Source organism: Halomonas sp. BC1, assembly GCF_002078135.1.
Taxonomy (GTDB): Bacteria; Pseudomonadota; Gammaproteobacteria; order Pseudomonadales; family Halomonadaceae; genus Vreelandella; species Vreelandella stevensii.
This window is the reverse complement of record NZ_LFGS01000019.1, coordinates 817,380-830,569: the sequence shown is the minus strand read 5'-3', so window position 1 is coordinate 830,569 and position 13,190 is coordinate 817,380. Positions and strand designations below refer to the sequence as shown.

The following is a 13,190-nucleotide window of genomic DNA, read 5'->3' as shown; positions in this document are numbered from 1 at the left end:
GGGTGATGATTCACCCTCATCGGCAAGCGCCCACATGAATTACCTGATCAAATTGTTAAAGAGCGATTTCGCTGTGGCTGGCTCGGTGACCTGAACCGTGTTGCCTCAGCGAGGAAGGCGTATTCTACGCATTCCGTGGTGTTTGTCAAGGGCTGTTTTCAGCGAGTAAAGCGAGCGATCAATCCAACCAACAGATGACGCTAACTTCCTGACAAACCGAAGGTTTTTCAACCTTCTTCACCGCTGGTAACGCTTGGCGTCCCCGGCAGCGGATGCGTACTTTACGGATTCGCTGCCGGGTTGGCAAGGACTATTTTGAAAAGTTTTCAAAATAGTCGAGATAAAAAAGCGGCAGGTAATGCCCGAGGGCAAACCTGCCGCAAACCACCGATCAGTACCCTGACCAGAGAGTGCCTGGCAAAGGCGTGGGCTTAGATCTCGAAGCCCAGGCCAAAATCTTCGCTGGAAATCGCCATCAAGCTACCGGCACCTGCCTGGATCATGGCGGCGTGCGCCCTGGTACGTGGCAGCAGACGCTGGTAGTAGAAACGCGCGGTATTCAGTTTGGCCGTGTAGAAAGCGGCATCTTCACCCCCCTGTGCGCTAGCGGCCTGTTTTGCAGCGCGAGCAAACAGATAGGCGACGGCGACATAGCCGGAGTACATCAGGTAATCGACGCTGGCAGCCCCTACTTCTTCACGATCCTGCATGGCCTTCATACCGATACCCATGGTGAGTTCACCCCACTGGGCATTGAGCCTGGCCAGCGGTTCGATGAATTCCTTGAGCGCAGGGTTGTCGGCTTCAGCCTGGCAGAACTTGTGAATCTCCTTGGTGAAGACCTTGAGAGATTCACCCTGGCTCATCAGCACCTTGCGGCCCAGCAGGTCCAGCGCCTGGATACCGGTCGTGCCTTCATAGAGGCGCGTGATACGCGCATCACGCACCAGCTGCTCCATGCCCCACTCTTTGATGAAGCCGTGACCGCCAAAAATCTGCACGCCTTCATTGGTACACTCGAAACCCACTTCCGTCAGGAAGGCCTTCACGATCGGCGTCAGCAGGCCAAGCAGGGTCTCGGCACGCTCCTTCTCTTCGCCTGCTGCGCCATGCTCGACCACGTCCAGCATCTGGGCGGTATACAGCACCAGCATGCGACCGCCTTCGGCAAAAGCTTTTTGGGTCAGCAGCATGCGACGCACGTCGGGATGGACGATGATCGGGTCGGCAGCTTTATCAGGGGCCTGAACACCTGAAAGGCCACGCATCTGCAAACGATCACGGGCATAGCCAAGCGAGTTCTGGAAGCTGGCTTCCATCAGACCAAGCCCCTGGATCCCCACGCCCAGACGGGCCGCATTCATCATGGTGAACATGCAAGCCAAACCCTTGTTCGGCGCGCCTACCAGGTAGCCCGTGGCACCATCGAAGTTCATGACGCACGTTGCGTTGCCGTGAATCCCCATCTTGTGCTCGAGAGAGCCACAGCTGACCCCATTGCGCTGCCCAGGATTACCCTCGGCATCGGGCAGGAACTTGGGTACGACGAACAGTGAAATGCCTTTGGAGCCTTCGGGCGCATCCGGCAGCTTGGCCAGCACCAGATGAACGATGTTCTCGGCCAGATTGTGCTCACCGGCAGAAATGAAGATCTTGGTGCCGGTGATCTGATACGCGTCGCCCTCAGCAGGAACCGCACGGGTCTTGATCAGCCCGAGATCGGTACCGCAATGGGGTTCGGTCAAACACATGGTGCCGGTCCATACGCCCTCGACCAGCTTGGTGAGGTAAGTGGCCTTTTGCGCCTCGGTTCCATGATGACGCAGCGCGTCTGCGGCGCCGTGGGAAAGCCCCGGATACATGCCCCACGCCAGGTTGGTGGCGCAAATCATTTCGGAAAGCATCATGGCCAGCGAATGCGGCAAGCCTTGCCCGCCCTGCTCAGGGTCCGCCGCCAGGCTTGGCCAACCCCCTTCGACATACTGTTGATAGGCTTCCTTGAAACCATGAGGAGCCTTGACCTCACCACCTTCCAGCAGGCAACCCTCTTCATCACCGCTCTGGTTCAGTGGCAATAGCACGTCACGAGCAAAACGGGCGCCCTCCTCCAGAATCGCTCCGACGATATCGGGAGACGCTTCTTCACCGTTGGGAAGTGCCGCGTAGTGGCTAGGGTAATCAAACATTTCGTTCATCACGAAACGCAGGTCACGCAGAGGGGCTTGATAGCTGGGCATGTCACTTCTCCTAAACGGGGGGCTGAAAGGGCTGCTACTCAGCACACACTTTCAAACACATGTTTGAAAATTAGCGCGCAGGCCCGACACAGTCAAGCAGTCGTTTGAATTAAACCGCAAAACCGGCTACAACTTTGGTCTCTAGCCTTCTAATAGCATGTTTTTAAAATAAAAAAACCTGCCCCAAAAGCACGGGCAGGCTATCCCTCAGGGCTTACTGAGCGTGAATCACTGCATCCTGATACCACCGTCCAGGCGAATCACTTCACCATTGAGCATCGGGTTGGTAATGATCTGCTCGGCCAGCAGCGCGAACTCGTCAGGCTTGCCCAAACGCTTGGGAAAAGGCACCGCAGCGGCCAACGCCTGGGCAGCTTCGTCCGGTATCTCGCTCATCATGGGGGTTTCGAATACCCCTGGCGCAATGGCCATGACACGAATGGCGTGACGCGACAGCTCTCTGGCGGCAGGCAAACTCATGCCCACAACCCCCGCCTTGGAGGCACTGTAGGCGCACTGCCCGACTTGCCCATCGAACGCGGCAATCGATGCGGTATTGATGATGATGCCCCGCTCACCCCCATCGTCTGGCGGATTGCTGGCCATGGTGGCGGCCGCCAGACGCATGACATTGAAGGTACCTACCAGATTAATCTGAATGGTGCGCGCATAGCTCTCGAGATCTGCCGGGTTGCCTTGCCGATCCACCAGCTTGGCCACGCTGACCACACCCGCACAATGAACCACTCCCGAAAGGCCGCTTTCGCCCCCCAGCGCAACGGCCTTGTTCACCGCCTCCTGCATGTCGTCGGCGGAGGTAATGTCGGCGATGCAGGCGTGCGCCTGAGCCCCCCACTGCTCGGCAAGGTCCGCCACACGATCACTCATGTCGCACAGCACCACCTTCCCACCCGCCTTTACCAGTCGTGCTGCCGTCGCCGCCCCTAACCCTGAGGCCGCCCCGGTAATCAAAAACGTACGATCCTTTACCTGCATGGCACTCTTCCTCTGAATGATGTCCTGTAAATCAAGAGTTGTGGCGCGCTTGCTCGGCGGCTTGAGCACGCAGTTTGAAGCGCTGAATCTTGCCACTGGGTGTTTTGGGCAGCTCATCGACGAACTCGATGACCCGAGGAAAAGCGTGAGTAGAGAGCCGCTCGCGTACCTGCTGGCGAATCTCCTCCGCCAGCGCATCGCTGGGCTCGAAGCCATCGCGCAGTACGATGTACGACTTAATGACTTCGCCACGAATCTCATCCGGCTGCCCCACGGCGGCGGACTCGGCCACCGCCGGGTGCGTCATGACGCTATTCTCGACATCCGTTGGCCCCACTCGGTAGCCCGCCGTGGTAATGATGTCATCATCACGACCAGCAAACTGGAACGACCCATCTTCATTACGAATGACCACATCGCCGGTCAGGTAGTAGCCGTTGACGAAGGGGTCTTTCTCCTGCCAGGTATAGCCTTGGAAAAAGTGGGCTGGCGAGCGCTTGATATCCACTGCCAGTACACCAGGCTCGCCAGGCGGCAGCTCGTTGTATTCGGCGTCGAGAATGGTCAGACGATAGCCCGGCATCGGGACGCCCATGGCCCCCACGTGCTTGGGGTGGTCCAGGGAGTGGTGGTTGTTACAGGTCATGCCCGTTTCTGTCTGGCCATAGTGATCCATCACCGGACAGCCCAACGATTTTTCTACCCAGGTGACCACCTCGGTATTGAGCGGCTCTCCGGCGGAGCTAGCCGCCCGTAGCGTCAGGGTCTGGTGAGCGTCGTCGAACAGGCCAGACGCCTTCATGAGGCGGTAGGCCGTCGGCGCGGCAGCGAAATTGGTGATCTGATGACGTTTCATGAACGCCAGCGCGCCTTCGGCACTGAAGCCAGCTTCGCAAAAGTGTGTCGTTACCCCCAACAGCAGCGGCCCGGCAATGGCGTAATACAGGCCGTAGGCCCAGCCGGGGTCGGCCATGTTCCAGAAACGATCCTCCTCGCGCAGGTCGACCGCCAGCTCCATGTAGAGCGCAAAGGCCGTCATACCCGACAGGGGCACGGCAACGCCTTTGGGCTTGCCGACCGTCCCCGAGGTAAACATCTGCAGGAACGGCTGATCCGGCGACAGCCGGGGCGGGGTATCGCTGATTGACGTATACGTCAATGCCGCCTGCCAATCATGATCCTGGGCATGCTCGCGGGTAGCGCCACCCACGGCCAGCACCGGCGGGCACTGGCTCAGGCCATCGAATTTATAGCGGTTGGCGTGATCGGTTATCACCAGCCTGGTATCTGCCCGCCCCAACCGATAATCGACCGCATCAGGCCCAAACGCGGTAAAGAGCGGCTGGTAGACCGCACCAATCCGCCAGGTGGCGAGCACGGCCACCAGCAGCGCTGCCGAGCGCGGCAGCATGCAGGCAATTCGGTCACCCTCCCCCAGCCCCTGGCTTTTCAGCCACCCTGCCAGATGCCCACTCTGTTGCTCCAGTTCGGCATAGGTCAGCGTGTGGGTTTGGCCTTGGGTATCCTCATGCACCAGCGCCAGCACATCACCACGGCCCTGACGTACGTGCCTTCCACAGCAAGCCTCGTAGGCATTCAGGCACCCATCGTGGTGGTCATCCAGCCTGGCGACGACGCTATCTATTGAAAAATCCTCGAGAAATGTCGAATACGCGGGAAGTGAGGTTGCTGCTGATGTCGCTGTCATGACGGCTCTCTTGTGTTGTTGGTCGTGAGCACTGGGTCAGGCAGGATTCCACGTAGTATTGGTGTTATTGTCCGTTTACGTTAACGGAAGCCTACCGAATATCTCAACGCTAAAAGCATTTACTCAGGAGCGCAAGCCACAAGCCGCTCGAGAGGGTTAGACGTTGGTCGATCAGACAGCGGCTGGCGAAGCCAGAGGGGGCCAGGAACCATCAAGAAAAAATCATCGAGAAAAAATCATCGAGACAGGATCATCGCGACCAGCTCATCGGCCAGGTCGTCCGGGGTGCGCGGGCCATTGGGATCATACCAGCGAACGGTCCAGTTCAAGGCGCCAAGAATAAAGCGGGAAACCAGAAAGCGGTCTCCATGAATGAGCCCTGCTGCCAGAGCATCGTCGATCACCTCGACCCACATGGCCTCGTAGGCATCGCGCAAATGGCTCAAGTGAGCGCTGGCCGCGGGGTCCAGGCGACGCCATTCGAACAGCGCCACCACATGGGCATTACGGTCGGCCAACAGCGTATCGAGGTGTGCCCGCGCCATGGCATGCAAACGCGCCTCTGGCTGATCGGGGCACGCCTGTAGCGCCGCTCTGGCGATGGCCAGTGCGTTCTGAGTGCCCTCCTCGATCACCGCTGCCAGAATTTCCTGCTTATCCTTGAAGTGATGAAACAGGCTGCCAGACTTGATGCCCATTTCCTGGGCTAGCATGCGCACCGTGGTGCGGTCAAAGCCCTCTTGAACGAATAGCTGAGCGGCTAAGCGCGTCAATTCCTTGCGGCGAGGAGAGGCATTCATTACATTCATGTCATTTACACTAGCGCTTGCTTGGTTAGCTAGGAGAAGACCACAGCCCCGCCAGCGGGTCAACGCATCGCTAGCCGCTCAGCACGATAATCACAACAATCTATCAGGAGATAGGCCATGAGTAACGCTACCGACATCGTCTTTTTATCCGCCACCCGCACCCCCATGGGGGGCATGATGGGCAGCCTTTCCACCTTGAGCGCCCCGGAGCTGGCCGCCGTGGCCATACGCGCCGCCATCGAGCGAGCAGGCATCGACGCTGCGCTCGTCGAAGAGGGCATCATGGGCTGCGTTCTGCCTGGCGGAGTCAAGCAAGGTCCGGCACGCCAGGCCATGCGACAGGCAGGCATTCCCGATGCCAATGGTGCCACGACCATCAACAAACTCTGCGGCTCTGGCATGAAAGCGGCCATGTTGGCCCATGACCTGATCAAGGCGGGCAGTGGAGCAATAGTGCTGGCAGGCGGCATGGAGTCCATGTCGAATGCGCCCCATGTGCTGACCAAGGCACGCGGCGGCTATCGCCTGGGCCACGGTGAGCTGAAGGACCACATGTTTCTCGATGGACTGGAAGATGCCGAAACCGGCAAGCTGATGGGGGTCTTTGCACAAGAGGTGGCCACCGAGCGTGGCTATAGCCGTGAACGGCTGGACGATTTCGCGATTGCCTCGCTGGAACGGGCCATGGCCGCCACCAACCATGGCGACCTGGATGCCGAGATGGCGCCCGTGACCGTGACGACCCGCCAGGGTGAAACCGTGGTGTCCCACGATGAGCAGCCCTTTCAGGCCAAACTGGACAAGATTCGCCAGCTGCGCCCAGCGTTTGCAAAAGATGGCACCATTACCGCCGCAAATGCGAGCTCGATCTCCGACGGCGCCTCGGCGCTGATTTTATCGAGCCACGAAGCAGCACAGCGTCACGGTGTCAAACCGCTGGCCAGAATGCTGGGGCATGCCACCCACTCGCGTCATCCCAGCGAATTTACCATCGCGCCGGTGGGAGCCATCGAGAAGCTGATGAAAAAGCTTGGCTGGGGCGTCAATGATGTAGACCTGTTCGAGATCAACGAAGCCTTTGCGGTCGTCACGCTGATGGCCATGGATGATCTGGGCCTGCCTCATGAAAAGGTCAACGTGTTTGGCGGCGCCTGTGCCCAGGGGCATCCCATCGGCTCTACCGGCTCACGCATCATCGCCACGCTGATTCATGCCTTGCGCCAGAAAGGCGGCAAACGCGGCATCGCCAGCTTGTGCATTGGCGGCGGTGAAGCAACCGCCGTGGCGGTCGAGCTGATCGACTGATTCACAGCGCGCTTCATGGCGGCAGCGATGAAGCGCGTCTGGACCATGGCTGACAAAATGGTGGAGGTTGCCATAAAAGATATATGAAAATTCATATATCAATGCCAAAATGAAGGACATCGTTTTAACGGACCTTCACATGGCACACTTCGACACCTTACCCAACCTCGACCCTGCCCTGTTCAAGATTCCCAGCCCGGAATCCCTGGGGTTGACGAGTAACGACCTCCCCTCCCCCAACATCCTGCTGCTGTATGGCTCGCTACGCAAACGCTCCTTCAGCCGACTGGTCGTCGAGGAAGCTGCGCGCCTGCTCGAAGCCATGGGGGCTCAAACACGCATCTATGACCCCAGCGGACTGCCTCTCCCCGATGCCGAGGATGCCAGCCATCCCAAAGTGGAAGAGCTGCGCACACTGGCCCAGTGGGCGGAAGGCATGGTCTGGTGCTCCCCCGAACGGCATGGCGCCATGACCGGCATCATGAAGGCACAGATCGACTGGATTCCTCTGGCACTGGGGGGTGTCAGACCCACCCAAGGCAAGACACTGGCAGTCATGCAGGTGTGCGGCGGTTCCCAGTCGTTCAATACGGTGAATCAGCTGCGTATTCTGGGTCGCTGGATGCGGATGCTGACCATTCCCAACCAATCCTCGGTGCCCAAGGCCTTCATGGAGTTCGATGACGACGACCGCATGAAACCCTCACCTTTCTATGACCGCATCGTGGACGTCATGGAAGAGCTGATGAAATTCACGCTGCTGACCCGAGAGCGCAGCGACCTGCTGACCGACCGCTACTCCGAGCGCAAGGAGAGTGCCGAAGAGCTCTCCCGACGGGTCAACCAGCGCGCCATTTGAACGAGGAGTGAACATGACACAGCCACAGCCAGCCACCCCCAGCAGCGCCGACATGGGACTTTTCGAGCGCTATTTGTCGCTCTGGGTGGCCATTGCCATCATGGTCGGTATCGCCGTGGGTCAATGGGCGCCCCAGGTACCGGAAACCCTGGCGCGCTTTGAGTATGCTCAGGTGTCGCTGCCCATCGCCGTGCTGATCTGGGCAATGATTTTCCCGATGATGGCCCAAATCGACTTCAGCGCGGTCGCCGGTGTGCGCCGTCAGCCCAAGGGGCTGACCATCACCACCACCGTCAACTGGCTGATCAAGCCATTCACCATGTTCGCGCTGGCCTGGCTCTTCTTCATGGTGATTTTCCGCCCGTTCATCCCTGAAGCGCTGGCCAACCAGTATCTGGCCGGGGCGATTCTGCTGGGGGCCGCCCCCTGCACGGCCATGGTGTTCGTATGGAGCTACCTGACACGGGGCGACGCGGCTTACACCCTGGTACAGGTAGCGCTGAATGATCTGATCATGCTGTTTGCCTTTGCCCCCATCGTGGTTCTGCTGTTGGGCATCTCGAACATCCAGGTCCCGTGGAACACGGTGCTGCTCTCGGTCGTGCTCTACATCGTCATTCCCCTGGCCGCTGGCTATGTCACTCGCAAAGCGCTGATGGCCAGAAAAGGCGCCGAATGGTACGACAAGGTGTTCATGAAACGCCTGGCCCCGGTCACCCCCATGGGCCTGATCGTCACGCTGGTCTTACTGTTTGCTTTTCAAGGCGATGTCATCCTGAGCAATCCGCTGCATATCGTGCTGATTGCCATTCCGTTGATCATTCAGACTTTTCTTATTTTCTTCATCGCCTATGGTTGGGCCAAGGCGTGGCGCGTACCGCATAATATCGCCGCACCGGGGGCGATGATTGGTGCCAGCAATTTTTTTGAACTCGCCGTGGCCGCCGCCATCGCGCTGTTTGGCCTACAGTCTGGAGCAGCCCTGGTCACGGTGGTCGGCGTGCTGGTAGAAGTTCCGCTCATGCTGGCCCTGGTGCGTATCGCCAATAAAACGCGCGCGCATTTTCCTGCAGCCCAACCCTCCTGATGAGGACCCCGCCATGATCGTGATCTATCACAACCCTGCGTGTGGCACGTCGCGTAATACGCTGGCCATGATCGAAGCATCGGGAGAAACGCCCCAGGTGATCCACTACCTGGAAACGCCGCCCAGCCGAGAGCGGCTGTTGGCACTGCTGGCCATGATGCAGCTGCCCCCCAGGGCGCTCTTGCGCCAGAAAGGGACGCCTTATGATGAACTGCAGCTCGACGACCCGACGTTGAGCGATGACCAGCTCATCGACGCCATGATGGCTCACCCGCTGCTCATCAACCGGCCTATCGTCAGTACGCCCAAGGGCACGCGATTATGCCGCCCATCCGAGCAGGTATTGGCGCTCCTGAACCACCCTGTTGCACAATTTACCAAGGAAGACGGAGAGACCGTTTACTACCCCCCCACCTAACCGCCCGGCATGGGCAGCCAGGAGCGTCATGCGTCAAGTCATCGAGATGGAGCACCCTGCCGTGGCATTCATCCAGCAGCATGGAGGCGTGGTGACGGTACGCCGTTCGCCACGTCATGGCTGCTGTGGCGGGACGGCACATATCGCCGTGGCAGAGCTGGGCGCGCCAAGCGACACATCGGCCTTCGAATATCATCAGTTGCCAGAGGCCGACCTCTGGATAGAGCCGTCCCTTGCCTGGCAAGGCCTGCGATTACGGGTGGAAGGATGGTGGAAATTCAGGCGGCTGTTCCTGGATGGCGCCCCGTTAACGCCGGGGAGCCGGGATACTCAGCAGCGCTAGCGTGGCTGCCAGCATGAGCAGCGACGTCAGCCATAGCGCGGCTGCGCCCCACTGGTCGATCAGCAGCCCAAACAACAGCGGCGCCATAGCCTGCAAGGCCCGAGCGGGCATCATGATGAGCCCCTGCCTGCGCCCAAACCCCTGCGGGCCAAACAGTGCCAGGGGCAGCGTCCCCGAGGCAATCGTCATCATGCCGTTACCCGCGCCATGCAGCAACGCAAACCCGGCGGCCGGCATGCCGAAAAACGTCAGCAACCCGGCGCCCACGGGATGCAGCGTGGTAGCGATCCTGCCTGCGAACAAGGGGTGAAAACGGCGCAGCAAAACGAACTCCCCCATGCGCGCCGCTACTTGCGCAGGCCCCACCAGAGCAGCCGCTGCAATCGCTACCGACAGAGAAACGCCACTCTCCTGCAGCAGCCTGGGAAGGTGGGCGGCCATGGCCGTGGAAACGAACCACCCTGCCGCGAACACGTACGCCAGCAGCAGCAGGGTAAAACGCGGCTGTTCAGGCGCCTCAGACGCAGGGCTCGACGCGCTGGAGAGCGCTCGCTCGGCCTTGGGCAAGCGAGCGTTCAAGGGCATTCCCAACACGACATGGGCAAGCGCCCAGCTGGCGCAGGCAGCACGCCAGCCCCACTCGCTCTCGATGAAGGCAGTGATGGGCCAGCCAAGGGTACTGGCAAATCCTGCCACCAGGGTCACGCCGGTAATCGATGCCCTGGCATGACTCCCCAGCAGCCGCCCCAGCGTGGCAAAGGCCGCATCGTAAAGACCCAGCGCCATGCCCACGCCCATCAGCAACCATGCCAGCACCAGTGTCACCGCCCCTTGCGCCAGCGCCAGTGCCAACAAGCCCACCGCCATGATGGCGTTCGAGGCCATCAGCACACCGCGCCCGCCCTGGCGATCGATCAAGCGCCCGACGCTGGGTCCCAACATGGCGACCAGCAGCAACGCTGCCGAGAAGGCGCCAAATATCCAGCGAGTGGACAGCTCCAATTCCAGCGCCATGGGCCCCGCCAGAATGGCGGGCAGATAGTAGCTGGATGCCCAGGCAAGGGTCTGGGCACTCCCCAGGGTGAGCGTCAGGCCAGCGCCAGGCGAGCGAATCACGCCACCTGCCTGGGCAGCGCCAGTGCCATGAGCGCGCTGGCAGCCACCAGCGCCGCCGCCACCCACAGGCACGCACTCAAACCATAGGCCATGTAGAGCCAGCCCGAGAGCAGCGTGCCGACCAGGCGGCCCATGGCGTTGGCCATGTAGTAGAAGCCTACGTCCATGGACACGCCATCGGCACGGGCATAGTGGACGATCAGATAACTGTGCCAGCTGGAGTTGACGGCAAACAGCACGCCGAAGGCCAGCAGCCCCACTACCAGCCACCCCACCTGTGCCAGGGGCAGCAGAGCCAGCAGAATGGCGAGCACGGCAAGCGCGGCGGCCCAGCCAGCCGTGAGCATCCGAGCGTCTCCACGGAACAGTGCGGTGAGCCTGGGCGCCTGGGTCTGCACCCCGCCGTAGCCAATGATCCAGGCGGCCAATAGCCCACCCACGGTCCAGTGGCTCCAGCCATGCTGATCATAGAGGAATACCGGCAAGGCCACGACAAACCACACGTCCCGGGAGGCGAACAGGCAGAAGCGCGCCGCCGAAAGCACATTGATGGCGCGGGACTTGGAGAAAATCTCGGAAAACTTTGGCTTGACCTTCTGTTTGCCAAGGTCAGCCTTCAACCGCCACAGCGACAGCCCCAGCACGGCACCCAGCATCAGCGCCATGGCCACCACCGCGCCGCGAAAGCCGATCAGCGTCAACAGCACGCCGCCCACAAAAAAGCCCAGCCCTTTCAGGGCATTTTTGGAGCCGGTCAACATCGCTACCCAGCGGTACAAGGCGCTGTTGGCATTGGCGCTATCAGCCGGCACCAGCACTTTCACCGCGCTTTTGGCGCTCATCTTGTTCAGGTCTTTGGCAATACCCGACAGCGCCTGGGCCGCCATGACCCAAACGACGGTAAGCATTCCGGCAGGCACCATGAGCATGGCAAGCGCCACGATCTGCAGCCCCAGCCCCACGTTCATGGTGCGGTTGAGCCCCAACCGCGCGCCCAACCACCCTCCCACCAGATTGGTCACCACGCCAAACGCTTCGTAGAACAGAAACAGCATGGCGATTTGCAGCGGCGAGTAACCCAACTGGTGGAAGTACATCACCACCAGCATCCGCAGGGCCCCATCGGTGATGGTAAACGCCCAGTAGTTGCCCGTGATCAGCATATACTGGCGCACTTCGAAAGGCAGTGCGCCAATGCGTGCCCTGAGCGACTCAGCCACGGCGCGCCTGCTCCTTGCCCACCTTCCAGGCAAGCTCAGCGGTGCGGTTGGCATACCCCCACTCGTTGTCGTACCAGGCGTAGAGCTTCAGCTGCGTACCATTCACGACCATGGTCGAGAGCGCATCGATGACCGAACTGCGCGGGTCGGTGCGATAGTCGATAGACACCAGCGGCCGCTCCTCGTAACCCAGAATCCCCTTCAAGGGCCCCTCTGCGGCCATCTTGAGCGCCTGATTGACCTCCTCGACGGTCACTTCGCGCTCGAGCTCGAATACCATATCGGTCAGCGAGGCATTGGCCAGCGGCACGCGAATCGCATGGCCGTTCAGCTTGCCGGTCAGTTCGGGAAAGATGGCGGTGATCGCCTTGGCCGAACCGGTGGTGGTGGGAATCAGGCTCATGCCGCAGGCGCGCGCCCGGCGCAGGTCCTTGTGCGGTGCGTCCAGAATCGTCTGGGTATTGGTAATGTCGTGCACCGTGGTCATGGAACCATGACGAATACCGAACGTTTCCAGAATGACCTTGACCACGGGGGCCAGACAGTTGGTGGTGCAGCTGGCCGCAGTGACGATGCGGTGCGTAGCAGGGTCGAACAGATGATCGTTGACGCCCACCACCACGTTGAGCACGCCCTCCTCCTTGACCGGCGCACTGACCACCACACGCTCGACCCCCTGATCCAGATAGGCCTGCAGCTTCTCCGTGGTTTTCATCTTGCCGGAGCATTCGATCACCACATCGCAACCAGACCAGTCACCTTCGGCAATCGTCTTGTGGGCGCTGAAGGCGATGGTACGGCCATCGATGGTGATCGCCTCCGGGGTAGCGCCAATGCCCTGCCCCGGCGCCCACTGGCCATGTACCGAGTCGAACTCCAGCAGGTGAGCAAACGTCGCCGCATCGCCGCCCGGGTCGTTGATGCGCACCAGGGTTACCTCGTCGGCAGCGGCTCGCGCCCACAGGCTGCGCAGTGCCAGACGACCAATACGGCCAAACCCGTTGATACCAATGCGTAGTGACATGCTGAATCTCCAGAGCCAAGTGAACCGTCAATATATGAAAAATCATATATGAAAAATCAAAAAAAACC

General features: G+C 60.3%; 12 protein-coding genes. 5 read left to right on the top strand and 7 right to left on the bottom strand.

Features of this window, described 5'->3' with window-relative positions; all coding sequences use genetic code 11:
* Positions 1-431: 431 nt before the first annotated feature.
* The 4 genes from B7L72_RS17945 to B7L72_RS17930 form a co-directional block, all read right to left on the bottom strand.
* Entirely contained in the window at positions 432-2,237 is a 1,806-nt protein-coding gene (locus B7L72_RS17945) for an acyl-CoA dehydrogenase C-terminal domain-containing protein (protein WP_081195715.1), read from the bottom strand.
* Between the two features lie 228 nt (positions 2,238-2,465).
* Complete coding sequence (locus tag B7L72_RS17940) at positions 2,466-3,233, bottom strand: SDR family NAD(P)-dependent oxidoreductase (RefSeq protein ID WP_081195714.1); 768 nt, start codon at positions 3,231-3,233, stop codon at positions 2,466-2,468.
* Positions 3,234-3,264: 31 nt separating this feature from the next.
* The gene (locus B7L72_RS17935) at positions 3,265-4,941 is read right to left on the bottom strand and encodes an AMP-binding protein (RefSeq protein WP_081195713.1); all 1,677 of its coding nucleotides are present in this window, start codon (positions 4,939-4,941) and stop codon (positions 3,265-3,267) included.
* Between the two features lie 236 nt (positions 4,942-5,177).
* Positions 5,178-5,741 carry a TetR/AcrR family transcriptional regulator gene (locus tag B7L72_RS17930; RefSeq protein WP_081195712.1) on the bottom strand — a complete coding sequence of 188 codons (564 nt, stop codon included), beginning with the start codon at positions 5,739-5,741 and terminating at the stop codon, positions 5,178-5,180.
* Between the two features lie 126 nt (positions 5,742-5,867).
* Between B7L72_RS17930 and B7L72_RS17925 the strand changes: the two genes are divergently transcribed.
* The 5 genes from B7L72_RS17925 to B7L72_RS17905 all read left to right on the top strand — a co-directional run bounded on the left by B7L72_RS17925 (position 5,868) and on the right by B7L72_RS17905 (position 9,762).
* Positions 5,868-7,055: an acetyl-CoA C-acyltransferase gene (locus B7L72_RS17925; RefSeq protein ID WP_016914317.1), complete on the top strand. Its 1,188-nt coding sequence runs from the start codon at positions 5,868-5,870 to the stop codon at positions 7,053-7,055.
* Between the two features lie 139 nt (positions 7,056-7,194).
* Positions 7,195-7,914: an arsenical resistance protein ArsH gene (gene arsH, locus B7L72_RS17920; protein ID WP_016914318.1), complete on the top strand. Its 720-nt coding sequence runs from the start codon at positions 7,195-7,197 to the stop codon at positions 7,912-7,914.
* Between the two features lie 13 nt (positions 7,915-7,927).
* Complete coding sequence (gene arsB, locus B7L72_RS17915; RefSeq protein WP_081138396.1) at positions 7,928-9,001, top strand: ACR3 family arsenite efflux transporter; 1,074 nt, start codon at positions 7,928-7,930, stop codon at positions 8,999-9,001.
* Between the two features lie 13 nt (positions 9,002-9,014).
* Positions 9,015-9,419, top strand: coding sequence for an arsenate reductase (glutaredoxin) (arsC, locus tag B7L72_RS17910; RefSeq protein ID WP_081195711.1), 405 nt, complete (start codon positions 9,015-9,017; stop codon positions 9,417-9,419).
* Between the two features lie 28 nt (positions 9,420-9,447).
* Positions 9,448-9,762, top strand: a complete 315-nt coding sequence (locus tag B7L72_RS17905) for a CC/Se motif family (seleno)protein (protein WP_081195710.1) — start codon at positions 9,448-9,450, stop codon at positions 9,760-9,762.
* Here the strand turns inward: B7L72_RS17905 and B7L72_RS17900 are convergent.
* The 3 genes from B7L72_RS17900 to B7L72_RS17890 are packed head-to-tail and all read right to left on the bottom strand — an operon-like array spanning position 9,727 to position 13,122.
* On the bottom strand, positions 9,727-10,878 hold the full coding sequence (locus tag B7L72_RS17900) for an MFS transporter (RefSeq protein ID WP_081195741.1): 1,152 nt from the start codon (positions 10,876-10,878) through the stop codon (positions 9,727-9,729). The genes B7L72_RS17905 and B7L72_RS17900 overlap by 36 nt on opposite strands.
* Positions 10,875-12,098 (bottom strand): organoarsenical effux MFS transporter ArsJ, encoded by a 1,224-nt coding sequence (gene arsJ, locus B7L72_RS17895; protein ID WP_016914322.1) that lies wholly within the window; start codon positions 12,096-12,098, stop codon positions 10,875-10,877. Before arsJ ends, B7L72_RS17900 begins: the two co-directional genes overlap by 4 nt.
* Complete coding sequence (locus B7L72_RS17890; RefSeq protein ID WP_081138390.1) at positions 12,091-13,122, bottom strand: ArsJ-associated glyceraldehyde-3-phosphate dehydrogenase; 1,032 nt, start codon at positions 13,120-13,122, stop codon at positions 12,091-12,093. The genes arsJ and B7L72_RS17890 overlap by 8 nt, the downstream gene beginning before the upstream one ends.
* Positions 13,123-13,190: the final 68 nt, after the last annotated feature.

Coding starts and splice junctions, on each gene's coding strand:
- B7L72_RS17945 (WP_081195715.1), bottom strand. CDS start 2,237: ATGCCCAGCTATCAAGCCCCTCTGCGTGACCTGCGTTTCGTGATGAAC.
- B7L72_RS17940 (WP_081195714.1), bottom strand. CDS start 3,233: ATGCAGGTAAAGGATCGTACGTTTTTGATTACCGGGGCGGCCTCAGGG.
- B7L72_RS17935 (WP_081195713.1), bottom strand. CDS start 4,941: ATGACAGCGACATCAGCAGCAACCTCACTTCCCGCGTATTCGACATTT.
- B7L72_RS17930 (WP_081195712.1), bottom strand. CDS start 5,741: ATGAATGCCTCTCCTCGCCGCAAGGAATTGACGCGCTTAGCCGCTCAG.
- B7L72_RS17925 (WP_016914317.1), top strand. CDS start 5,868: ATGAGTAACGCTACCGACATCGTCTTTTTATCCGCCACCCGCACCCCC.
- arsH (WP_016914318.1), top strand. CDS start 7,195: ATGGCACACTTCGACACCTTACCCAACCTCGACCCTGCCCTGTTCAAG.
- arsB (WP_081138396.1), top strand. CDS start 7,928: ATGACACAGCCACAGCCAGCCACCCCCAGCAGCGCCGACATGGGACTT.
- arsC (WP_081195711.1), top strand. CDS start 9,015: ATGATCGTGATCTATCACAACCCTGCGTGTGGCACGTCGCGTAATACG.
- B7L72_RS17905 (WP_081195710.1), top strand. CDS start 9,448: ATGCGTCAAGTCATCGAGATGGAGCACCCTGCCGTGGCATTCATCCAG.
- B7L72_RS17890 (WP_081138390.1), bottom strand. CDS start 13,122: ATGTCACTACGCATTGGTATCAACGGGTTTGGCCGTATTGGTCGTCTG.